The sequence below is a fragment of the Terriglobia bacterium genome (assembly GCA_020072565.1).
Lineage (GTDB): Bacteria > Acidobacteriota > UBA6911 > UBA6911 > UBA6911 > JAFNAG01.
Window position 1 is genome coordinate 229,139 of sequence record JAIQGI010000003.1, and the last position, 22,571, is coordinate 251,709.

Consider the following 22,571-nt stretch of genomic DNA (forward strand, 5'->3'; position numbering starts at 1 on the left):
AGCAAGCGGTCTCAGGAAGCTTCTTGAATGGCTGCCTCATCGATGTCGAAATTCGACCATACGTTCTGGATATCTTCCTGGTCTTCGAGGGCTTCCATGAGCTTTAGCATGGTTTGAGCTTCCTTGCCCTCGAGTTTTACATAATTCTGAGGCACCATGGAAACTTCTGCGGCAGCCATCGGGATGGTGGCCGATTCGAGTGCCGCTTTCAGGGGTTCGAAGCTCTCCGGAGCAGCAAAAATCTCGTAGTTGTCCCCGTCTTCGCGCATGTCGTCGCCGCCATTGCCGAGGACGATGTCGAGAAGCTTCTCTTCGCTGGCCGCCGCCTTCTCGATGACAAAGTAACCTCTTCGCTCAAACATCCATGCCACACAACCCGACTCGCCGAGGTTCCCGCCGTTCTTGGAGAGAATGTGCCGCAGCTCGGCGACCGTGCGGTTGCGGTTGTCGGTGAGGACGCGCATAAAAACAGCTGCCCCTCCCGGCCCGTAGCCTTCGTAGTTCACTTCTTCATAGGATACGCCGGGGAGTTCGCCGGTCCCGCGCATGATCGCGCGCTTGATATTCTCAGCCGGCATATTCGCCGCCTTCGCAGTATTGACCACCAGGCGCAGCCGGGGATTCGAATCAATATCGCCTCCGCCCGAGCGCGCCGCGACCGTCATTTCCTTGATCAAGCGTGTAAATATGCGCCCGCGTTTCGAATCAGCTGCAGCTTTTTTATGCTTGATAGAATGCCATTTTGAATGACCGGACATAAAGACGCTCCTTTTCCCACAGGATATTTTTATATTAGCATAGGTGCTGGCACTTTGTACCCATCGGCTGCAGGCTCGGCGAGTCGGACACAGGGGGAAAAAGCCGGCACAGAATGCCACGAAGAAAACGAATGCGAGGCAATATTGCCGGCGGGCACGAATGCGGCGGAAAAATGCAGAGCAGGCGCGATTCAAGTTCGTCGTGTCATTCGCGGCTGCTTTTTGCGGCAATGTCTGAATCGCAGGCAGGCCCATCCAGAATCTTGGAGCGATCATGACGCAAGAGGAGATTCTCGCGCTTTTCAAGACCTCCGGTGCCCTTCTTGAGGGGCATTTTCGCCTTTCTTCGGGCCTGCACAGCAGCCGTTACCTGCAGTGCGCCCTGGTTTTGCAGCATCCCGGCCACGCCACTGCCCTGGGCGCCGCGCTCGCGGCCCGCATGCGTGAGCGCGCGGAGCAGCCCCGCCTGGTGATCGCTCCAGCCCTCGGCGGCATTCTGGTCGCCCACGAAGTGGCGCGCGCGCTCGGAGTTCGCGCTCTGTTCGCAGAACGCCAGGAGGGCGTGCTCACGCTGCGCCGCGGCTTCCAAATTGAGCCGGGTGAGACATGCTATGTCGTCGAGGATGTGGTCACGACCGGTGGTTCCACCCGGGAAACCATGGATGTCGCGAGGCAAGCTGGGGGAGTGGTCACTGCCGCCGGCGCCATCATAGACCGAAGCGGCGGCAGAACGGATCTGGGTGTGCCGAGCCTGGCCCTGGCGGTGCTGGATTTCCCCAATTACCCGCCGGACGATTGTCCCATGTGTCGGTCTGGCAGCAGGGTGGTTAAGCCGGGGAGCCGATGAAATCCCGCCGCAATATCAAGCTCGTTCTTGGATTTGACGGCACGGCCTATCATGGCTGGCAAATCCAGGAGCGACAAAAAACCGTCCAGGGGGAGCTCCGCAAGGCGCTCCAGGAAATCACCGGAGAGCAGTCAAATCCCATTGGAAGCGGCCGCACCGACGCCGGTACGCACGCACGCCGCTTTGTGGCCAGCTTCACCACCGGCGCCCGCATTCCCGTCGCGAGCCTGTCCCGGGCCTTGAACAGTGTCTTGCCGCCTGACATCCGGATCCTATCGGCCCGTGAGGTACCTGAGGATTTCCATGCCCGGGGAAGCGCGCTCTCAAAAATCTATCGCTACCAGATCTACCGGGGTTCAGTCCTGCCGCCTCATCTGGCACGGGAGCATTTTCATTACCCATACCCCATTGACCTTACGATCATGCAGCGGGCGGCGGCGTTGTTTGTGGGCGCGCACGATTTCGCCAGCTTCGCCGCCAAGGGGGGTGGCCGGAAACATACCGTGCGCCATATTTACAGTTGCCGGCTCAAAGGCGCCGGCTACCGCCTGCTTTTCACGGTCGAGGGGAACGGTTTCCTGCACCACATGGTCCGCAACATGGTGGGCACGCTCCTCGAACTGGGACGTGGGCTGATGACATTGCCCGAATTCGAGGATCTGTTCGAGTGCCACGATCGCAGCCGGGCCGGTTTCACGGTCCCGGCCCACGGCCTCATCCTGCTCAAAGTCCGGTATTGAGGGCGCCGGCCGCTATCTCCAAGGCAACCCTGAACTGCGGAGAATCCCCGAAGGTTCCTTGGCCGCATTTCATGTATTTCGGGGTCCCATTTTGGTGCTACCATGGTACATCTAATCATAGAGCGAGGTTTCCTTGTATGACTGGTAAGGGTGTTCTTGCCCAACCAGGAACTGTCGAAGCGAGCCTGCTCCGGAGCATTGACAGAGACCGGCTGCCGCGTCACGTTGCCGTCATCATGGATGGTAACGGCCGGTGGGCACGACAACGCAGACTGCCAAGGGTCGCCGGACATCGTGCCGGTATCGATTCGGTTCGGGAGATCGTCGAGGTTTCTGCGCGCCTGGGCCTTGAAGTCCTGACGCTGTATGCGTTCTCCGTGGAGAACTGGAAGAGGCCGCAAACCGAAGTGCGCATCCTCATGCGGCTGCTCAAGGAGTATGTCAAGCGCGAGCTGACCAGGCTGGTCGACGGGAACATTCGCTTTCTCGCCATCGGTCGCGTGGAGGAACTCGCACCTTCGGTCCGGCATGAGCTGGAACGGGCCATGGAAAAGACGAGCTCCAATACCGGAATGATCCTCAATGTGGCGCTCAATTATGGGGGACGCGCCGAACTCGTGGACACCTTTAACAGGCTGCTGGATCAGCAGAATGGACGCCGGATCCAGATTACGGAAGAGCTGATTTCTCAATCCCTTTATACGGGGGGCATTCCGGACCCGGACCTGCTCATCCGCACCAGCGGCGAACTGCGGGTCAGCAACTTCCTTCTGTGGCAGATCGCCTATGCCGAAATCTATGTCACGCCGACCTACTGGCCCGATTTCCGCCGGCGACACCTGTTCGAAGCCATCCTGGACTTTCAAAAAAGAGATCGCCGCTATGGGGGCATCCCGGATGTCTCCAGATGATATGCTCAAACGAGTCCTATCTGCCCTGCTGCTGATACCGGTCACACTGGCTGTTGTTCTCCTCTCTCCGCCGGCTTATTACCTCGCGGCACTGGGGATCGTCGGATCCTTGTGCCTCAATGAGTATTTTCAGATCATGCAGAGCATGGGGATACGCGGGCAGCCGTGGCTCGGTTACGCCGGCTTCTGGATTCTTCTCATCGGCTTTCAGTCGGGGCGGTTTCCGACCACCGTTCTGGGTGCGGGATTGTTTGTGGCCGCGTTCCTGGCGGCAATGTGGCGCCGGGATGCGATGCGGGACCGTGTGCTGGGGCTGATGGTCAACCTGCTGGGCGTCTGCTACCTGGCGCTCTGCCTCTACGCCGCCTTTGCCGTGCGTTATGCATTTGGCGCCAAGTTCGGTTTGGAGTGGACCCTGATTTTGCTGGCCGTCATCTGGGCGGGAGACACCGCCGCCTTTATTGCCGGCAAGAGCTTCGGCCGCACACCTTTTGCACCCCGGCTAAGCCCTAAAAAGACCAATGAGGGGGCACTGGGCGGCCTGCTGGCCGGGCTGTTGGTGGCTGTCCTTCTCCGTCATTACTTCTTTGCCGATCTTCCCTTGAGGCACGTCATCGCGACTTCGCTGCTCGTTGGCATATTCGGCCAGCTCGGTGACCTGGCGGAATCGATGCTCAAACGCGCAGCGGAGGTCAAAGAAAGCTCGAACCTGATCCCGGGGCACGGGGGCCTGCTCGACCGCATTGACAGCCTTCTGTTTGCTTTCCCTGCCATGTATTTCTATCTCCAGCTCATGTACTCGTGAACAGAATAGCTCCATATCCCGCAGTAACGACATGCAGGGGCGCTTCAGCTCTTTTTCTTAGAAGCGCGGGCGGTTCTGATTCGCCCAAACGGCCCCCGTATTGAGAAGCGCCGCTCCACAGCGCCAGCCGCCAATCACAGTCATCATAGAGGATCGGGATGCTCTGACTGCCAGAGGAGAAATTGCAGACCAGCAGGGCCCGAGAGGCGGATGAGTCCCTCCGCTCAATGACCAGCCATTTCGCCTGCGTGGATAAATCGACGCTGGTAAGATCCTTACGGCAATTGGACAGACAGTTGTGCTGCTTTCTCAAGGCCACCAAATCCTGATAAAATCGAAGAATTCCGGCGTGTGGCGATCGCTCCATCAACGGCCAGCAGAGTCTGGACCTCTCGAATGTTGCAGGCGCCTGCGGCTCTGGAAATTCGCGGTCGGAGTAAAATGCGGCGTATTCTCTCCTGCGCCCTTCGCGAACCGCCTGCGCCAATTTTGGGTCATCGAAGCTCGTGAAAAAGAAAAACGGCGCAGTCTCTCCATACTCCTGCCCCATGAAGATCATAGGAATACAGGGGGAACACAAAACGACTGCCCCTGCCAGTTTCTGCTGCTCCGGCGAGACGCGGATCGACAATCTGGCCCCGAGGCATGCATTTGCAACCTGGTCGTGGTTCTGAACATATACCACGAATTGACTGCCTGGCCGCTCCTTCGACGAGCTGCCATGGCATCGCCGGCGATAAGCGGAGTACTTGCCGTCATACACGAAACCATCACAAATGGACTTCCTGAGATCCTCGAGCGTGCCAAAGTCCGCCAGGTATCCGCGCTTGTCTCCTGTCACAACCGCGTGCAGAGAGTGATGGAAATCATCGTGCCATTGGGCGTCGATCCCAAAGCCACATCGGGATCGGGGCTCGATGATGCGGACATCGTTGAGGTCGCTTTCGGCGATGATCCAGGCTGAGCGTCCCAATCGCTCCGCCTGTCCATGAAAAGATTCAGCCAGTTCCGCCAGGAAATGCCGGGATCCGCCATCGAAAATCTCGTGAACGGCGTCAAGACGCAAGGCATCGACATGATACTCGGTCAACCAGTACAGGGCGTTATCGACGAAGAAGCGGCGTATGCCGTCACTGTCGGCGCCATCGAAATTGACCGCGTCACCCCAGGGCGCGTGATATCTGGCGGTGAAGATGGGAGCGAAATCTCCCAGGTAATTTCCCTCCGGACCGAAATGATTGTAAACGACGTCCAACACAACGGCGAGACCCGCGCGGTGGCAGGCATCCACAAGTCTTTGAAGCCCAGCCGGACCTCCATACGCTGAATGGGGGGCATACAGGCAAGCGCCGTCATAGCCCCAGTTGCGCGCGCCCGGGAACTCCGCCACCGGCATCAGTTCCACCGCGGTAATCCCCAGTTGCCGCAGATAATGGAGTCTGGGAATAATTGCCTCAAAAGTTCCCTCTGGTGTGAAGGTCCCCACGTGCAGTTCGTAGATCACCAGTTGTCTGAAAGCGATCCCCTTCCAGTCCTGGTCGGACCAGACAAACGAATGGGGATCGACCACCCGCGAAGGGCCGTGGACTCCCGCAGGTTGCCAGCGGGAAACCGGATCGGGGCGTTCCCTGCCGTCCCCCAGTATAAAACTGTAATCGGTACTCGCGGCAAGATCCGGCACTGTTGCGGTGAACTCTCCTGCGGCTTCCGGACTCATCGGGATTGTGCGGGTCGCGCTCTGCAGGATCTGCAAGGCGATGGTCTGCAGCCGTGGCGCCCAGACACGAAACTGCACGCCGCCGCCCGGCAAAACCCGAGCGCCAAATCGAAGTTCCCATGGATCCCTTAGCGGTCCCTCAGGCATTGCGCGAGGTGTCCTCCATATCCAGCAAAGCGAAGGGCAGGTGCGAAAAAACCTGCGCCAAAGGAAGAGCTAGCCTGCCTTTGTTGCTGTCCACGCTTATACGCCGCTGGGTGAACACATCCAGAAGGGTGTTGCCGACCACCCTCTTGCGCAGCAGCACAATCGTGTCCCCCCAAGCCTCCTCTCCCACCGGAAATGGCCCGCCGTTCCCTAGCGCCGTGAAAAAGCGGCCGGCCAAGGCGAGCACGGACCGGCGACCCAGCGTCCGGGCAAAAGCAATGATGTGTTTTTGCCGACTCCCAGCTGCGCGCAAAGGGAGGTAGGCTCCCCGGGCAAAGAGATCCCGGTTGGCCTTGCGAAACTTCAAAGCTCGACTCGTCACATAGAGCTTGATGCCGCCGTCGCTGGGTTCGTTTGCCAGGCGCAGGACCGCATCGGCCGGATCTTCCCGACTCTCATCATCCAGCCGCTCGAGCAGGGACCGACGCAGTTGATAGTCCACCGGGCGGCGGTTGTCGGGATCCACGAGACTGAAGTTCCAGACTTCGTTACCCTGGTAGAAATCGGGGACGCCCGGCGCAGCGATCTTCAGCAGCACCTGCGCCAGAGAATTCAGCATTCCAGCCCACGCGATCCTGCGCTGAAAGGGGATGAATCCATTGAGAAACTCGTTGCCGGGCGCGGGATCCAGAACCGCCTGGATAAAATTACGCACGATAGTCTCGTAGGATGTGTTGGGGCTGACCCAGCTGGTGAACAGCTTTGCCTCACGCAACGCCTTTTCCATGTAAGCTTGAATTCTGGATACGAACTCCTCGTGCTCCTGAGGGTTCATGGGCTTGAGGGGCCACACACCCAGGAGCGTCTGGTAGAGAAGGTACTCCGCATTGGCGCTCGGCGTTTCGACGCCAGCAAGATCTGCCTTCCGGCTCCGGTTCAGTTTCTGCCAGGAGCGCAGCGCCCGATACCATTCCGCGGGTATCTCCGACAGGACATTGATACGAGCCCGGACATCCTCACTGCACTTGCTGTCATGAGTGGACGTAGTCAGCAGCGAGTTGGGCCATTGGTCCATGCGCGCGGCATTCCGGGCATGGAAATAATCACGCGATACGCCGAATCGCTGCGGGCTGCCGCCAACCTCATTGAGCGAAGCCAGGGGATAATAGCGATAGAACGCGGTGTCCTCCAGGCCTTTCGCCATCACCGGCCCGGTGTACTGTTGCAGGCGCAGGACGAAGAGCCTTCGTTCGGCCCGCTGTTCGTCACTGAGTCCGCCGGGGTCCTCCAGCAGAAGCACGCTCTGGATGAAGTCGAAAACCGACGCGCTCAACGCCGGGTTGCGTCGTTTTGCGACTGAGATCGCCAGCCGGATGTAGCGTTCGTCCTCGGAATCCACCCTTGTCGCGTCGCTTTCAATATAGGTTCGATAGATCGGGAAGCAGCTGACCACGTCGCGCAACGCATCGCGCAGGTTTTCGAGTGTGAAATCCCGCGACCATCGGTGCTGCTCGGAAACGCGATCCAGCATGCGTGCCAGCACGTTCAGCTCGCTTGACATCGACACCTGCATGATCAGTTTCTTGCTGTGCTCAAAAACCATGCTCTCGTACGGCCCCGACCAGCCGGTGAACTTCTGGTAAAGATGCACAAACGTGCGTCGTCTCGCCCTGTCGACGAAGACTCCATTGAGGAGGTTCAGGAAGTCGTACCCTGTCGTGCCTTCGATCTCCCAGCCGGGGCGCAGAGCTTCATCACCAACCAGGATTTTTTCCGCCACGACAAAAGACGGGTGTTCCGAAGCAGAACCGGAGGATTCGCGTGCGGTCCGGCAACCCTCCTGCAGGTCCCGGAAGTACCGTTCCGGCTCGAACAGACCGTCCGGATGGTCGATTCGCAGCCCGATGACATGGCCGAGCCGGATGAGATCGAAAATCGACGCATGAACCGCGGCAAATACTGCGGGATCCTCTACCCGGATCGCTGCCAGATCATTGATATCGAAGAACCGCCGATAGTTGATCTCGTCGGCAGCGACGCGCCAGAAGCTAAGACGGTACGCCTGCCCCGCCAGGAGCCGTTCCAGCCGGTCGAAGCTCCTGGGATCGCCTGGCGTTCCGTTGATCCTCGTCAGGGATGCTTCGAAGGCGCACCGGACCGGAGCGCTGGCTTCGAGAAGGGTCGACAGGCGCCGTTTGATGACCTCCTTTTCCCGCTGCCGCTCGTGGATCCTGGCCTCATCGGTTTCGCTATGGTCCGGGAGGTGCGATATGGCGGTGAGGATGCTTTCCAACTCGAGCACATCCTGGGGCGAATCGCCGACAGTCTGCTTCAGTTCAGCCAGCGCCGGCTCGAGAATCAGGTGCCAGGTATGCGGTGCGACCGGTAATCGGGTCTGATAGAAACATGTGGAAAAGCCATTGGTGTCCCATGCTATGGTAATCTGCTGGTCTTCCAGGACTCGCCCGTACTGGTCGCCAAGAACCGGAAGGAGCACTTTGTTGGCGAGGTCCTCTTTGGGCGGATTCCAGTCGATGTCAAAAAACCACGCGTAAGGGGAACTGGGACCGTTCTCGAGTACATCCCACCACCAGATGTTGCTCGAGTCTCCGATACACATGTGATTAGGCACGACGTCCAGGAGCAGGCCCATATCAAGTTGTCTGAGACGTCCGACAAAGCTCGAGAACTCCTCCAGGGTTCCGATCTCCGGATTGATCCTGGTGAAATCTGTCACGTCATAGCCGTGCAGGCTGCCGGGGCGAGCCATGAGCAACGGTGAAGCATAACAGTCGCTGATGCCGAGCTTGTCCAGGTAGTCTGTAAGTGCCGCAGCATGTTTTATGGTAAAGAAGCGATTGAATTGCAGTCGATAAGTGGACGCGGGAACGTAAACGGGGTCGCCCCTAGTGCGCTTCTTCATACCCATTGCACCTTTCGCCGACGCGGAAACATGCCAGCCCGGCATCGGGACAAAGGCACTTTGAATGGAGACGCCAAAAGGACCCAAGATTCGAGATGCCCGCTTCGGAAGCACCATGCGTAAACCAGGCAGAGTGGAATCAGATAGCCTCTCTCCGGCATTAGTCCAGATAAACGATATCCTTCTCAGGGTAGTCGAGCGCAAGCATGATCAACAGGTAATCCTTCACATTCCGGGTCAGCAGAAAATTCTGCTTCACGTGCTGATAGCCATTTTCACCCAGCCTCCGGCGCAGTTCCGCATCGGAGAGCAACTGAAGGGCTCGATACGCTGCGCCTTCGGGAGAATGAACCAGGAATCCCGTGACTCCATCGATAATTTGTATCTTGATGCCGCCCACCGCGGACCCGATGACCGGTTTCTTCTTCCACAGAGCTTCGCTCACGGTAAGACCGAAGCCCTCCTTGATGGATTTCTGAAAAACAATGGTGGAGGCACGAACAAGTGCGTTGATCTCGATATCGCTGAAGGGCGGAAGCAGCAGGATGTGAATATCGGGATCAGTTCCTGCCGCTTCCCGCACTTCCTGCAGAACCAGTTCCCCCTCCGGATCGTCCGATGCCCCGCCTCCGGCCAGAACCAGCTGGCAGTTGCATCGCTTCTTGACTCTCCGATAAGATGCGATCACGCCCACAGGATCCTTGAGACGATCGAATCGCGAGATTTGTGTCAGAATCGGGCATTCGGGATCGATCCCGTATTTTTCCAGAACCTTGACAATCTCGCCCGGCTCCAGGTCGCGATTCTTCTCGCTCAGGGGATCGATGGAAGGAGCCATCATGAATTGCGGGATGGGCAGGCGCTGGGCGAAATCGGGCATGGAAAAAATCGATGCGTCGTACTGCTCCACGAAGGGTCTGAGAAACTCCCACACGCGCGGATCCGGGGTTGATATGTCGATGTGGCACCGCCAGACCCATTGGCGGCCGATCTCTTTCTTTGCGGCGATCAGTCCGGCCGGCTGCGGATCGTGAATCCACACGACGTCTCCGGTGAAATTCATCTCGCGCAGATTCATCTCAGTATTTGCCCGGTAGCACTCCAGCATTTCTTCAGAAATCTGCTCGGATTTTCCGTGCAAGGCGTTGTGGAAGGCCTTCGTGACATTGAAAAAGGCCTGGTCTCCTTTGATCACATCCCAAGCCGCATCGACACCGAGTTCGCGCAGCAGGGGCACCATCCTCGTGAGGATCTCTGCCACGCCGCCGCCGACCGGGGTCGAATTGATGTTTTGCAGCCGCTTGGTCCGGACACGATCGGCGACGACTTTGAGCTCGTCCAGAATCTCGACCCCAACGATGCCCTCGTAATCCCGCAGCTTCATGGGCATATCAATGCGCTCCCTTCCGGCGGCTCAACTCGATGATCTCGTTTTTCAGCTCGTCCATGGTGCGTTCATAGGGATCCAGTGCACCGATAGCCCCGGCAAGTTCCGTCTTACCCCACCCTGCCAGCCATTGGGAAAAATCGTTGGTGGCACGCTCCAGCCGGAAGCGCGCCTCCAGAAAATGGAAGTAGAGCGAGTTGTTCGTAATCGTCGGCAATTTGGAGAAAAAATCCGCGACGTTGCTCCCGACCGTGCCGAGCGGCATGATAAAGCTCTTGGACTTGCAGAAATGAAACTCATCGCCAGGCGGGCATTCGCGGGCACGTCCGCCGACCGTGCGCAGGTGAATCTCGATCGTCTGCACGATGCTGTCGCGCAGTTGCCTCACCGAGGTGAAAGCCAGCATGTCGATGGCGGCGAGTTTTTCCGATAGCGCATCCTCCCGCAACGCCTCGCCGACCCAAACGGCAAAGTCGTTGTAGACCACGGGCTTCTCAAAGTGGTGTGTCAGAAAACGCTGGTGGGTGTGATAGAAGACAGAAGAGCCCGGCACTTCGCGCAAAATGGCGAGCAGCTGGGGGAGAGTACGCGCGTTCCGGCCGGTGAGTTCGACCAGATGACGTTCCGTGTAAAATCGAAACGGCTCAGGGTGGTTCATCCCCCCAACCTCCGCGGTGGATGATAACAACACACGTCTATATTGTGATTCCAGATTGGTCGTTGGGCAAGCTGCGGCAACCGGGTCTGCTGCCGTCCTGGCGCAATTTGCCAGGGGAGCTGTATCGGCCGCTGAGATCGTTGTTTCAAAGGCCAGCACACCCGGCTTGCCCCGCCTCGTGGATCTGTTCGGACAGGATGGCCGACCGCCTGCAGCGGAACTCGATGGGGCAACAAAGAGCAATCTTGCCGACATCAGGATTCCCAAAGGTGCCTTTTTCGGAAGTTTGGTGGCGCCGCGGAGCCGGATTCGATAGAATGTAAGTTTTATATTGGCCCACGAGGCGCGTTTCCATGAAATCCATATCAATTCTTGGTTCGACGGGTTCCATCGGCACCAATACTCTCCGGGTGACTTCCAGTTTCCCCGCTGCTTTTCGTGTCGTAGGGCTGGCCGGCGGCAGAAACATCTCGTTGCTGGCGAACCAAATAGAGGCCGCCCATCCACGGATCGCGTCCAGCCTGGACGAATGCACCTCCCGTGAGTTGCAGGCGATCCTGCGCCACCGAGGGTACCCTCTCGATCAGACCCGCTTCGTTTATGGAGAGGAGGGGACGACCGAGGTCTCGTGCCATCCGGAGGCGACGACAGTCCTGTCGGCCATCACCGGAGCCGCGGGGCTGCTGCCGACCTATCGCGCAGTCGAGAGCGGCAAGCACATCGCCCTGGCCAACAAAGAGACGCTGGTCATGGCGGGTCAATTGATGATGGAAAAGGCGCGCGAGCGCGGCGTGGAAATCCTGCCGGTGGACAGCGAGCACAACGCGATCCACCAGTGCCTGCGCAGCGCATGCCGGAGCGAGATCCGGCGTTTGATCCTGACCGCTTCGGGCGGGCCGTTCCGGGACACCCCGAAGGAGAAGTTGGCCGCGGTTACGAGAGAAGAGGCCTTGAACCATCCCACCTGGCGCATGGGAAAGAAAATCACCATCGATTCCGCCACCCTCATGAACAAGGGGCTTGAAGTCATCGAGGCCTCCTGGCTGTTCGGTGTCACAGCCGACGAGGTCGCCGTCACGGTCCATCCCCAGAGCATCGTCCACTCGATGGTTGAATTCATCGATGGATCCGTCCTGGCTCAGTTGGGGCTGGCAGACATGCGCGTCCCCATCCAGTATGCCCTGACATATCCGGAAAGGTGGAACTGCGCGCTCCCCTCCCTCGATCTCCAGAAACTCTCCAGGCTCGAATTTCTAGAGCCTGATCATGACAAGTTTCAGTGTCTGAACCTCGCATATCGGGCGTTGCGGTCCGGGGGCACGGCCCCTGCAGTGCTCAATGCTGCCAACGAGGTTGCTGTCGAGTCTTTCCTGGACAACAGGATCGGGTTCGACGGCATCCCCAGCATCATTGCCTCGGTACTGGACGCACATACTCCGGTAGAAGCTTCCTCCCTCGGCGCCGTTCTCGATGCCGATGCCTGGGCGCGACGGAAGGCATGGGAGTTCGCAGACCACACGTGCTCGGCTGCGCATTGAGAGTTTTTCCCCTTTGGAGCATCATAATTAGGGGGAGCAAGAGGAAACTGTTCTGATGGTAACAACTATCCTGGCTTTCATCGTGGTGCTGGGCATCGTGATCACTGTTCACGAGTTCGGTCATTTCGCCATGGCCAAGCTGTTGAAGATCCGGGTGATCACCTTTTCATTGGGTTTCGGCCCACGCCTCGCTGGATTTACGCGCGGAGGCACGGAGTATCGCGTAAGCCCCCTACCTCTGGGCGGTTACGTGAAGATGGCCGGGGAGGCGTTTGATGAGGAGCGTCAAGGAGCTCCGGACGAGTTCCAGTCTCATCCCAAGTGGCACCGGTTGCTGGTTTCACTGGCTGGCCCGTTCATGAACATCCTGCTGGCAGTGGCGATTGTGACCACTTCCTACATGGAGGGTGTGCTGGCATACCGCTATCTCATCGGCCCGGCCGATGTTGGCCCGGTCATATACAACTCGGTCGCGCAGCGCGCCGGACTCAAGTCGAAAGACCGCATCGTGGCGGTCAACGGCAACCGGGTCAACACCTGGCAAAGCATGGAGATCGCGCTGGGGACGGCGCCCCGGGATGCGCTGAACGTGAGCGTCGATCGCAGCGGCCAGCGGATCGAGCTGCACTTCGATACACCGCCGACAGAAGACGTCGATCCTATCAGCCTCGGGTTTAACTACATGCTGCCCAGGACGATCGTGCAGGAGTTGGATCCAAACTCGCCTGCACAGAAGGCCGGCCTGAAACCAGGGGATGAGATCCTCTCGGTTCAGGGAGGCGGCAAGCGGGGCAGCGGCTATGACGAGATCCTCAGCATCATTTCGGAAAGCAAGGGTGTGCCGCTGCAATTCGAGATCCGGCGCCCAGCCGTTTCGCCTCCGCCTGGCGCGAGCTGGGAATCCACAGTTCAGGAGCTTCCTCGCACCAGTGCCACGCATTGGCTCACAATCACGCCGATCGAGGACAAGGGTCGCGTGCTTGTCGGCTTTTACGCCAAGATTCCGGCAGACCACGAGCGCTACGGGCTCCTCGGGTCGGTGAAACACGCGGTTCGCCACAACTATGACATCGCAGTTCTTACGATGCAGGTTATCGGCAGGATATTTACCGGAAGCGCCTCAGTCAAGACTATCTCGGGACCTATCGGGATTGCAGGCGTAGCCGGGGACGCTGCCCGTACTCACAGCGCCCGGCTCTTCATCGGTTTTATTGGGTTGTTGAGCCTCAACCTCGGAATCTTCAACCTGCTCCCGATCCCCATTCTGGATGGCGGCGTAATTGCTCTGCTCCTGATCGAAGGCCTGATCGGGCGGGACCTGAGCCTCGGAATCAAAGAGAAGATCGTTCAGGTGGGTTTCGTTTTCCTGATCCTCCTGATGGGATTTGTCGTGATCAACGATCTCACCAAGGTCCTGAACTTCAACAGTATCTTCCGCTAAAAACTGCCGATCGCGGTCTGCTCGTTGTCGTAAGTCTGAAACACTGTCAGCAGTCTGTCCGCCCTGATTGGTGACCGTCGTAAAGCTGCTGACCAGTTCGCCTATGCCGGAGCTGTCGATGTAGTTGACGTCGGCAAGGTTGAGCACGATTTTCTTGCCGCCGGCCTTGATCACCTCGCGGACCGTATTCCGAATGGCCATCGTCCCCTCGCCGAGGGTTATTTTTCCGCTGCAATCCAGCACATGCACGTCCCCGACGATGCGATTCTCGATCTTCATATCTCTGTCTCCTTGACTGCTGAATTTGAAGGTACCTTCTTAACCATGCGAACTTCCATTCCACCCTGGGAGTGCGCAATGAATTCTACCTCATCCATAAAGGACCGAATATAAAAGATTCCGCGCCCGCTGGGCTTCAGGAGATTCTCGGGATCGAGCGGATTCGGCAGGCTGTCAATCTGAAAGCCGGCACCCTCGTCCCGGACCGATATGTCGAGCTGATCCGTGGCAACCTCGAAGGTGATGTCCACTCTCTTGCTCAGATCCATCCGGTTGCCGTGCTGGATGGCATTCGTTACCGATTCACGGACCGACATGCCGATCCAGTGAGCCGTATCATCGTCAAATCCCATGAAGTCCGTAACGCAGTCCGTTAGGGTCTGCACCAGATCCAGGTATTCCAGCGCGCTGCCGATCCTTATCTCAATCCTGTCGCTCTTGATGGTCATCGGATGGAATCTACAAACGTAAAGTAGCTCATGAGATATGTTCGTGCATTCACGCTGAGCCCGCCGCAATCTTAGCCGTGGCTCTTAGAGCCTGTCAAGGCGCGATTTGTCGTTGCATTACAGAAAAAGGGAGAGGCATGAACCGCCCTCAGAAAGGGAGATAGCAGGACCCAACCGCGAAATGGTCGACCGGGAAAGCCCGGGGCGCGAGGCCTCCTCCGTCCTCGTCCACCCCGTTGGTACCGGAGAGGCTTCATTCCTTGACGCCGGTCCGCGCCTGCCCGTTTTCCCGCTCACGCCTCGGCGCTCACGGAAAGGTGCCGCCTGGCGACACGTGCCGAGGCGCTTGCCGGATCCAGTTTCAGGTAGGCAAACCAATGCCGGCAGGCATCCCGCCTGCGGCCGGCCTTTTCATAGCATAGCGCCAGGTTGAAGTGCCCGTCGGCATAATCCGGGCTTGCCGCGAGAGCCGAGTGATAGCTCGCGATGGCTTCCTCAGTCTTTCCCTGTTCCTCCTGGGCTCCAGCCAGATTCCACCAACCCAGAGCCATGCCGGGGTCCAGCTGCGTGGCGCTGCCGTAAAACTCCTCGGCAGCCCACAGGACGCCCATCTCACGCATGACGTTTCCCAGATGCATGTAGGCCTGGGAAGAACCGGGCTCGAGCGCCAGAACCGCCCGGAATGCCTCGGTGGCTTCCGGATACAATCCCTCCTCTTCGCAGCCGAGGCCCAGTTCGAACCACTCAGCCGAATTGCGCGCCTGTAGGTCCAGAGGGAGCACGACGCCTCCGGCCCGGCCCTGCCCCTCAAAATTGAACAGCAGTTGCCCGGTCGCTGAGAAGCGCACACCATCGTGATTGACAAGCAGCACGTTCGGATTCTCCCCGATCACCCGCAATTGGGCCAGTGGTCTTTCCATACCCGGGAGGATGACTGCCAGATTGCGCAGGCTCTGGGCGATCTTCTCCGGCCGGACGCCATTACGTACCAATTCGTGGATGGCCTGGATGGAAACCAGATCCTGAAAATCATAGAACCCATCCTGGGACCGGATCAGCCCAGACTGTTGCCAGCCGCGGAGTGTCCCTCTGTCGATCTTCAGGATCCGGCATACCTCGCCTGGCGGGAACATCTTGCGCTGCGCCTCCCCTGGCTCCGCCCTGCCGATAACCTCCAGGAACTCCGTCTCGGGCGCGATGCGAATCGGGCAGCCTGCTCCCCTCAGCTCTTCCGCACGTCTAAGCTTGTGGCTGATCTCACCGTCAGGAAGCAGCGGCCAGCCGTCGGTGCCGACGACCAGCATCGCCGTTCGATGCGATACATACGAAGTGGGTTCGCCGCCGTGGTCGCGTACAATGCACCAGGCTTCCCGGCGTGTCATCGAAGCCATTTTCCCGGTGAAAGTAATTCGAGCCTTTTCGAGCAAGTTGGCCATGTAGTACCCTAATCGGGAGACCGTCCGCTTTCGAGGACGCCATGCGCGCATTGCCCGTGGAGCTGTTGATGACCGTGAGCACCGGGAGAGGGATTCAGATTCTTGAGCCGGCTCAGAAGCTATATGAGCCAGACGGGGTTGAAGCTCCCCCTCCGGGCTACAGCCCACCGGATCAGGATTTCGTACCAACGACGGTAGCGCCGCTTCGGGCTTAACACAATAAAAAAGTCTAAGGGGGAGAGATGGAACCGTTTCTGTATCACGTGTTTATCTGTGATCAGGTAAAGCCGGAAGGCGCACCCGCCTGCACCGCTCGTGGCGCCGGGGCGGTCATTGAGACGCTTCGCAGAGAGATTGCCGCGCAGGGAATGATCGACGAGGTTCAGCTCACCACGTGCGGGTCGCTGGGACTCTGCGAGCACGGACCGAACCTGGTGGTGTATCCGGATGGCATCTGGTATGGCGGCGTCAGCCCCGAGGACGTGCCCGAAATCGTGCGCTCCCATTTCAAGGAAGGAACTCCGGTGGAGCGCTTGATGCGCAGTGACACCTCGCAGTTGAGGGCGGAAATCCTCTGCAATCGTGAGAAGAGAGAGGCTGCGATGCGCGCCCGGGATGCTTCCGGATCTCTTCCGGACGAGTTGCTGCAGACCCTGCGCGCGTTCCAGGAAAGCCGCGCGCTGTTGACCGCGATCGAGCTCGACGTTTTTTCCGCTGTCGGAGGGGGAGCGTCGGCGGAATCAGTTGCGGCCTGCCTGGCTACTGACACACGCGCCACGGAAATGCTCTTGAACGCCCTGGCGGCCATAGGCATGCTGTCAAAAGAGTCCGGGATTTTCCACAACACGAGAACAAGCGCGCGTTATTTCACTGCCGGCTCTCCGGACAATTCCCGAGAGGGCCTGATGCACACCGTCCATCTTTGGCCGCGGTGGTCCACCCTGACCGACTGCATTCGCGCCGGAACCGCCGTCATAAGCAGGGAGACGGGCGCGCGCGATGAGAACTGGACGCATGCGTTCATCGCCGCCATGGATCGCAACGCTGCCGAGCGGATACCGCTCGTTGTCCGCGCCGTGGATTTGGAGGGAGTGCACAGGATGCTGGATCTGGGCGGGGGATCCGGTGCTTACTCGATAGCGTTCGCACAGGCATCCGGCGACTTGCAGGTGGAAATATTAGATCTTCCTGAGGTTGTCCCGATCACCGGGAAATATGTCGAAATGGCCGGTCTGACTGCACGCATAAAGATAGGCGCGGGCGATCTGCGCGCCGACCCCCTCGGCGCCGGCTTCGATCTCGTTTTTGTATCGGCGATCTGTCACATGCTCGATCCCGGGGAAAACCGCGACCTGTTCCAGCGTTGCTGTCAGGCCCTCGGGCCGCAGGGTCGCCTGGTCGTGCAGGATTTCATCCTCGAGCCGGACAAAACCTCACCCAAATCTGCAGCACTGTTCGCGCTCAACATGCTGGTGGGTACCCGTGCCGGCAGCAGCTATAGTATAGACGAATACACAGCCTGGATGCGGGAGGCGGGTTTCCCGGATGTGAAACACATCCGGCTGCCGGGGCCGACGTGCCTGGTAGTCGGGACGCGGGGATGATTCAACAGGGATTGCGTTTCAGTGATCAGGTATAACGCAAAGCATCGTGCTTCGTGAGAAACACTCGACACGCCCTGGAAATTATTCGTGTCATTCGCAGCTGTTTCTGCTTATCATGCAGAAATAGCAGTTCGCAGCCTATACTTCCGGCATTGCACAAGGGGGACTCATGTCAGGGAAAGCAGTGATTCTTTTGACCCGAGGCGCACTTCTTGTCCTTGTCTCAACTTTCATGATCGCATGCAAGCCGTTCCCGCGTGCCGAGCGCATCTTTGTAAATGGACACGTCGTCACCATGAACGACTCACTCCCGGAAACCGAAGCATTCGCCGTGGGGAACGGCAAAATCGTAGCCGTAGGCAAAACTGGGGATATGAGACGTGCGTTTTCGGACGCCGAGCAAATCAACCTGCGCGGCAGGACGGTCATGCCCGGAATCATCGAATCGCACGTTCACCTTTTCAGTCTGGGTAAGAGCTTCATCGAGCTGAATGTCGAAGGAATCACGACACCGGATGAAGTGGTGCAGAAAGTAAAGGATCGTGCCGCCCAATCGGCGGCGGGAGAGTGGATCACAGGCTGGGGATGGGATGAGGGGGCGTGGGCGAAAGCTTACCCGAACAACGAGAAGTTGAGCCTTGCGGCGCCGAACAACCCGGTATGGCTCAGCGGGCTGCACGGCTTTGCCGGCTGGGCAAACGCAAAAGCGATGGAGATCGCCGGAATTACAGGCAACACACCCAATCCGCCGAACGGGGAGATTCTCAAGGATCCTAAAACCGGAAGGCCGACCGGCATCCTGAAAAATGATGCACAGGCGTTGCTTACGCGGCACATTCCCCCGTTGTCCCCCGCGCTTATGGAAAAGCCCTTCACGCTGGCGGGTGAGGAATGCCTGAAGTATGGCCTGACGACGGTTCACGACGCAAATGTGTCGAAACCGATGCTCGCGGCGCTCATGTCCCTCGCGAACAAAAAACAGCTTAAAACCAGAGTCTACGTGATGCTCGACGCTACCGACAGGGAGTTGATCGAGCCTTTTCTCCAGCATGGACCTTACTTTGACGCTAACGCTACGCTGACCATACGCTGCCTCAAGATATTTGCCGACGGGGCGCTGGGATCGCGCGGCGCAGCCCTGTTTGAACCCTATTCGGATGCTCCCGAAACCCGCGGACAATTGACCACGTCGCAGGAGGAGATCTACAAACTGACCTCCCGGGCACTGAAAGCCGGATTGCAGGTGGCCGTGCATGCCATCGGGGATCGTGCCAACCGGGTCACCCTGGATGCCTATGAGGCCGCGCTCAAAGAAGCGCCCGGCGCAAAGGATCCCAGGCTGCGGATCGAACATGCCCAGGTGATTGCCCTGCAGGACATCCCGCGATTCACCAGGCTCGGCATCATAGCCAGCATGCAGCCGCCCCACTGCACCTCGGATATGGCGTGGGCGGAAAACCGTGTCGGCACGGAGCGGATCAAAGGCGCTTATGCGTGGCGGGCATTTCTGGATGCCGGTGTGCATGTGCCGCTCAATTCCGACTTCCCGGGCGAAACTCCCAATCCATTCTGGGGTATGTATGCTGCGGAGACGCGACAATCTCCCGACGGCAAGCCGGAAGGCGGCTGGCACGCCGAGCAGTGCCTCACGAGGAAGGAAATCCTGCGCGCCTACACCGTCGAGTCCGCTTACGCCGGGTTCGAGGAGGAAATCAAAGGTCAGATCGCACCCGGCATGCTGGCTGACTTCATCGTGCTCTCCGATGATATCCTGACGATACCGCCAAGAGCGCTCCTGTCGCTCGAAGTGGAGCGGACCTATATCGGCGGCAACATGGCTTACATAAGGCGTTAGGATCAGGGCCACGAAATAGGCGAAGGTGATTTCGTGTATCTCGTGCATTTCGCGGCTTCAGTTTTGCGGGGCTCGGCTTGCAGGAGGATAATTGGCTTATGAAGATCGCATTGGCCTCAGATCACGCCGGTTTCCTCTACAAGGAACAGATTCGTGCGATGCTCACTGCCGCGGGACACGAGGTGCGGGACTTCGGCACGTATTCCGAAAATCCCGTGGACTATCCTCTTTTCATCAGGCCCGCTGCCGAGGCGGTTGCGGATGGCGCATGTGAGCGCGGCGTCGTGCTCGGCGGTTCAGGGAATGGGGAAGCTATAGTTGCCAATCGGCTCCCGGGCATTCGATGTGCCGTGTGCTGGAACAACGAAAGTGCGGAACTGGCTCGCAGGCACAATGACGCCAACATGATCTCGCTCGGCCAAAGGATGATGCCACTGCAGGCTGCGCTCGAGATCGTGCGCATCTGGCTCGGGGAGCCCTTCGATGGCGGGCGCCACCTCAGGCGGATCGAGCTGATAGACCACCCGACCCGCTAGCGGAAGAGCGGTGGGAAGCCTCGCGGATCTGCTTCATGCATGAGGCCATAAACCGCCTCGAAAACCTGCTCCCGGTTCGGCTTCGAGAAGTAATCGCCGTCAGAGCCATAAGGCGGCCGGTGCTCCCGGGCGGGTAATGTCCGAGGTGCCGCGTCGAGCCATTCGTAGCCGCCCTGCCGTTCGATAGTCTGCTGCATCATGTAGGCCGTAGCTCCCCCGGGTGAATCCTCGTCCACGAAGAGCACGCGGTTTGTTTTCCTGAGCGATTCCACGATTACGCCGCGCAAGTCGAACGGCGTCAGTGTCCGCACGTCGATCAGCTCCACCTCGATGCCGACCCGGCTCAGCAGTTCCGCCGCTTCCTCCGCAACTGTACAGCAGGCGCCATAAGTGACGACGGTCGCATGCCTGCCGGTCCTGATCACCTCCGGCACGCCGAGCGGAATCGTAAACTCTGCGATGTTGTCCGGCAAGGGCGCCCTGCGCCGATAGGCATTCAGCACCTCGACGATGAGCGCCGTATCGTCCGAGCGCAGGATCGTGTTGTAGAAGCCCGCGGCCTGCGTGGAGTCGCGCGGCACGCAGATGTAGATGCCCCGCAGCAGATCGATCAGGCCGGACATGGGAGAGCCCGAATGCCAGATGCCCTCGAGCCGGTGCCCCCGGGTCCGGATGATCACAGGCGCCTTCTGCCCTCCCCGCGTGCGCCAGCGCAGCGTGGCCAGATCATCCGACATGATCTGCAGCGCATAGAGAGCGTAGTCCAGGTATTGGATTTCCGCGATCGGGCGGAGGCCGCGCAGCGCCATTCCGATGGCCTGCCCCAGAATCGTAGCCTCGCGTATCCCGGTGTCCGTTATGCGCAGTGCGCCGTACTTCTGCTGCAGATGGGCGAACCCCTGGTTGACATCGCCCAGCTGGCCGACGTCTTCCCCCATCGCGACCAGTTGTGGATAACGGGCAAAGGCAGCATCAAAGCAGGCGTTCAGGATTTCAAAACCCTGCAGCATGGGTGGATGCTCCGAGTAGACGGCGGGAACTTCAGCTACCTTGAGAGCCGATTCCGCGGCCTCGCTGTACAGGTCCGAGCCGTAGCGTCTCTTGTTCTCTTCCTCCCGCTCGAGTTTCCATTCGACCAGCCGTTGCCTGGCGGGCGTGTCCTCTGAACGTCCCGCAATCAGCGCCTCCTCCGCGGCTGCCATCAAGTCGCGCCGCAGCGCGGCCTTCTGGCCTGCCAGGGCGTCGGCAATGCGGGCCAACGCCGGGGCGTGGGCCGAGCCTTGCGCCAGTTTCTGCGTCACAGCGATCAGCTGGCTCCGCTCGGCTTCAATCGGCTGGCGAAACGCCGCCCAGGCCCGGTCCCTCGCCGCAAGCACCTCCTTCTTCTCTTCCTCCTCCAACTCCTCCAGCTCGCGCGCCGAGGCCAGCCCTTCTCCAATCACGTACTCTCTCATCCTCGGAATGCAGTCGAACTCTTTCTCCCACGCCAGTCGCTCGGGCGGCTTGTAGCGCTGCTGGCTCCCGGAGGTCGAGTGCCCAAGCGGCTGGGTCAATTCGGTTACGTGAATCAGGATGGGGACATGATCCCGCCGGGCCGATTCGGCCGCCAGGAGGTAGGTCTCGCACAACTGAGGATAATTCCAGCCCGCGACGGCATAGACATCCAGGCCGGACTTCTCTCCTGGACGCCGCTGAAAGCCCTCCAGGACACGATAGATATCCCCCTTTGTCATCTGAAACTGATTCGGCACCGAAATGCCATAACCGTCATCCCAGATCGACAGCAGCATAGGCACTTGCAGCACTCCGGCGGCATTGATCGCCTCCCAGAAGATCCCTTCCGCGCAACTCGCATTGCCGAGCGTGCCGAACGCGATCTCATTACCGTTGTCGGAAAAGCCGGCGGACCCCAGTTCCTTCAACTCCTCCAGCCGCCGGTATAGAACCGATGCATAAGCCAAGCCCAGAAGCCGGGGCATCTGGGCGCCGGTGGGTGATACATCGGCGGAGGAGTTGCAGGTGGCCCGAAGATTCTTCCAGCTGCCGTCGGTGTTGATCAGCCTCGTCGCAAAGTGCCCCGTCATCGAACGGCCGCCGAAGGCGGGTTCGTTGGCAAGCTCGGCATCAGCATAAAGTTGAGCGAAATACCCCTCCACGCTCAGCATCCCCAGGGCGAACATCATGGTCTGGTCCCGATAATACCCCGCCCTGAAATCGCCTTTTCGGAACGCGTGGGCCATCGCCACCTGGGGAACCTCCTTGCCGGCTCCGAAGATGCCGAACTTAGCCTTGCCGGACAGGACTTCCCGATGAGCCACGATGCTGGCATGCCGGCTGCGAAACGCCAGCCGATAGTCCTGCACCACGGTTTCCCTGGGGAGCTTCGGAGAGGTTTCCTGTGACGCCGTCTCGAAGGGCGAGCTCATTGCTAAAAACTAACACAAACCACGAAATACACGAAATGCGCGGAAAGAACAAAGCGAGGCAGCCCACCCGGCTCCCAGAGAGATTTTCGTGTTAATTCATAACCATCCTGGCTA

The 22,571-nt window shown here is 59.2% G+C and carries 17 protein-coding genes; 9 read left to right on the plus strand and 8 right to left on the minus strand.

Going from position 1 to position 22,571, the window contains the following annotated elements:
* Positions 1-11: 11 nt before the first annotated feature.
* The gene (locus LAP85_02955; protein MBZ5495335.1) at positions 12-758 is read right to left on the minus strand and encodes a YebC/PmpR family DNA-binding transcriptional regulator; all 747 of its coding nucleotides are present in this window, start codon (positions 756-758) and stop codon (positions 12-14) included.
* Between the two features lie 274 nt (positions 759-1,032).
* On the opposite strand from LAP85_02955, the gene pyrE reads away from it, so the two are divergent.
* From pyrE to LAP85_02975, 4 genes are all read left to right on the plus strand, one after another.
* Entirely contained in the window at positions 1,033-1,605 is a 573-nt protein-coding gene (pyrE, locus tag LAP85_02960) for an orotate phosphoribosyltransferase (GenBank protein MBZ5495336.1), read from the plus strand.
* Positions 1,602-2,345, plus strand: coding sequence for a tRNA pseudouridine(38-40) synthase TruA (gene truA, locus LAP85_02965; GenBank protein ID MBZ5495337.1), 744 nt, complete (start codon positions 1,602-1,604; stop codon positions 2,343-2,345). Before pyrE ends, truA begins: the two co-directional genes overlap by 4 nt.
* Positions 2,346-2,482: 137 nt before the next feature.
* Positions 2,483-3,256, plus strand: coding sequence for an isoprenyl transferase (locus tag LAP85_02970; GenBank protein ID MBZ5495338.1), 774 nt, complete (start codon positions 2,483-2,485; stop codon positions 3,254-3,256).
* A gap of 1 nt (position 3,257) precedes the next feature.
* Positions 3,258-4,061, plus strand: a complete 804-nt coding sequence (locus tag LAP85_02975) for a phosphatidate cytidylyltransferase (GenBank protein MBZ5495339.1) — start codon at positions 3,258-3,260, stop codon at positions 4,059-4,061.
* Here the strand turns inward: LAP85_02975 and treZ are convergent.
* The 4 genes from treZ to LAP85_02995 form a co-directional block, all read right to left on the minus strand.
* Positions 4,048-5,925 carry a malto-oligosyltrehalose trehalohydrolase gene (treZ, locus tag LAP85_02980; protein MBZ5495340.1) on the minus strand — a complete coding sequence of 626 codons (1,878 nt, stop codon included), beginning with the start codon at positions 5,923-5,925 and terminating at the stop codon, positions 4,048-4,050. The genes LAP85_02975 and treZ overlap by 14 nt on opposite strands.
* Positions 5,918-8,848: a malto-oligosyltrehalose synthase gene (gene treY, locus LAP85_02985; GenBank protein ID MBZ5495341.1), complete on the minus strand. Its 2,931-nt coding sequence runs from the start codon at positions 8,846-8,848 to the stop codon at positions 5,918-5,920. The genes treZ and treY overlap by 8 nt, the downstream gene beginning before the upstream one ends.
* A gap of 160 nt (positions 8,849-9,008) precedes the next feature.
* The gene (locus LAP85_02990) at positions 9,009-10,238 is read right to left on the minus strand and encodes a glycosyltransferase (protein ID MBZ5495342.1); all 1,230 of its coding nucleotides are present in this window, start codon (positions 10,236-10,238) and stop codon (positions 9,009-9,011) included.
* Position 10,239: 1 nt separating this feature from the next.
* Complete coding sequence (locus LAP85_02995) at positions 10,240-10,893, minus strand: DUF5752 family protein (protein ID MBZ5495343.1); 654 nt, start codon at positions 10,891-10,893, stop codon at positions 10,240-10,242.
* A 353-nt stretch (positions 10,894-11,246) separates the two neighbouring features.
* Between LAP85_02995 and LAP85_03000 the strand changes: the two genes are divergently transcribed.
* Both LAP85_03000 and rseP read left to right on the plus strand, forming a co-directional pair.
* Positions 11,247-12,431 (plus strand): 1-deoxy-D-xylulose-5-phosphate reductoisomerase, encoded by a 1,185-nt coding sequence (locus LAP85_03000; protein MBZ5495344.1) that lies wholly within the window; start codon positions 11,247-11,249, stop codon positions 12,429-12,431.
* Positions 12,432-12,486: 55 nt separating this feature from the next.
* A complete protein-coding gene (gene rseP, locus LAP85_03005; GenBank protein MBZ5495345.1) occupies positions 12,487-13,872 on the plus strand; it encodes an RIP metalloprotease RseP in 1,386 nt (461 codons plus the stop codon).
* A gap of 275 nt (positions 13,873-14,147) precedes the next feature.
* Here the strand turns inward: rseP and LAP85_03010 are convergent, their stop codons facing one another.
* Together LAP85_03010 and LAP85_03015 are read right to left on the minus strand one after the other, a co-directional pair.
* Positions 14,148-14,600, minus strand: coding sequence for an ATP-binding protein (locus LAP85_03010; GenBank protein ID MBZ5495346.1), 453 nt, complete (start codon positions 14,598-14,600; stop codon positions 14,148-14,150).
* 293 nt (positions 14,601-14,893) lie between these two features.
* Complete coding sequence (locus tag LAP85_03015) at positions 14,894-16,036, minus strand: tetratricopeptide repeat protein (protein ID MBZ5495347.1); 1,143 nt, start codon at positions 16,034-16,036, stop codon at positions 14,894-14,896.
* Between the two features lie 242 nt (positions 16,037-16,278).
* On the opposite strand from LAP85_03015, the gene LAP85_03020 reads away from it, so the two are divergent.
* From LAP85_03020 to rpiB, 3 genes are all read left to right on the plus strand, one after another.
* Positions 16,279-17,640 carry a methyltransferase domain-containing protein gene (locus tag LAP85_03020; protein MBZ5495348.1) on the plus strand — a complete coding sequence of 454 codons (1,362 nt, stop codon included), beginning with the start codon at positions 16,279-16,281 and terminating at the stop codon, positions 17,638-17,640.
* A 169-nt stretch (positions 17,641-17,809) separates the two neighbouring features.
* Positions 17,810-19,495, plus strand: coding sequence for an amidohydrolase (locus LAP85_03025; GenBank protein ID MBZ5495349.1), 1,686 nt, complete (start codon positions 17,810-17,812; stop codon positions 19,493-19,495).
* A 98-nt stretch (positions 19,496-19,593) separates the two neighbouring features.
* Complete coding sequence (gene rpiB / locus LAP85_03030; GenBank protein ID MBZ5495350.1) at positions 19,594-20,031, plus strand: ribose 5-phosphate isomerase B; 438 nt, start codon at positions 19,594-19,596, stop codon at positions 20,029-20,031.
* Here the strand turns inward: rpiB and LAP85_03035 are convergent.
* Positions 20,028-22,457, minus strand: a complete 2,430-nt coding sequence (locus LAP85_03035) for a transketolase (GenBank protein ID MBZ5495351.1) — start codon at positions 22,455-22,457, stop codon at positions 20,028-20,030. The genes rpiB and LAP85_03035 overlap by 4 nt on opposite strands.
* Between the last annotated feature and the right edge of the window lie 114 nt (positions 22,458-22,571).

Coding starts and splice junctions, on each gene's coding strand:
- treY (MBZ5495341.1), bottom strand. CDS start 8,848: ATGAAGAAGCGCACTAGGGGCGACCCCGTTTACGTTCCCGCGTCCACT.
- rseP (MBZ5495345.1), top strand. CDS start 12,487: ATGGTAACAACTATCCTGGCTTTCATCGTGGTGCTGGGCATCGTGATC.
- LAP85_03020 (MBZ5495348.1), top strand. CDS start 16,279: ATGGAACCGTTTCTGTATCACGTGTTTATCTGTGATCAGGTAAAGCCG.
- LAP85_02975 (MBZ5495339.1), top strand. CDS start 3,258: ATGCTCAAACGAGTCCTATCTGCCCTGCTGCTGATACCGGTCACACTG.
- LAP85_02970 (MBZ5495338.1), top strand. CDS start 2,483: ATGACTGGTAAGGGTGTTCTTGCCCAACCAGGAACTGTCGAAGCGAGC.
- LAP85_02995 (MBZ5495343.1), bottom strand. CDS start 10,893: ATGAACCACCCTGAGCCGTTTCGATTTTACACGGAACGTCATCTGGTC.
- LAP85_02990 (MBZ5495342.1), bottom strand. CDS start 10,238: ATGCCCATGAAGCTGCGGGATTACGAGGGCATCGTTGGGGTCGAGATT.
- LAP85_03015 (MBZ5495347.1), bottom strand. CDS start 16,036: ATGGCCAACTTGCTCGAAAAGGCTCGAATTACTTTCACCGGGAAAATG.
- truA (MBZ5495337.1), top strand. CDS start 1,602: ATGAAATCCCGCCGCAATATCAAGCTCGTTCTTGGATTTGACGGCACG.
- treZ (MBZ5495340.1), bottom strand. CDS start 5,925: ATGCCTGAGGGACCGCTAAGGGATCCATGGGAACTTCGATTTGGCGCT.
- rpiB (MBZ5495350.1), top strand. CDS start 19,594: ATGAAGATCGCATTGGCCTCAGATCACGCCGGTTTCCTCTACAAGGAA.
- pyrE (MBZ5495336.1), top strand. CDS start 1,033: ATGACGCAAGAGGAGATTCTCGCGCTTTTCAAGACCTCCGGTGCCCTT.
- LAP85_03010 (MBZ5495346.1), bottom strand. CDS start 14,600: ATGACCATCAAGAGCGACAGGATTGAGATAAGGATCGGCAGCGCGCTG.
- LAP85_03025 (MBZ5495349.1), top strand. CDS start 17,810: ATGTCAGGGAAAGCAGTGATTCTTTTGACCCGAGGCGCACTTCTTGTC.
- LAP85_02955 (MBZ5495335.1), bottom strand. CDS start 758: ATGTCCGGTCATTCAAAATGGCATTCTATCAAGCATAAAAAAGCTGCA.
- LAP85_03035 (MBZ5495351.1), bottom strand. CDS start 22,457: ATGAGCTCGCCCTTCGAGACGGCGTCACAGGAAACCTCTCCGAAGCTC.
- LAP85_03000 (MBZ5495344.1), top strand. CDS start 11,247: ATGAAATCCATATCAATTCTTGGTTCGACGGGTTCCATCGGCACCAAT.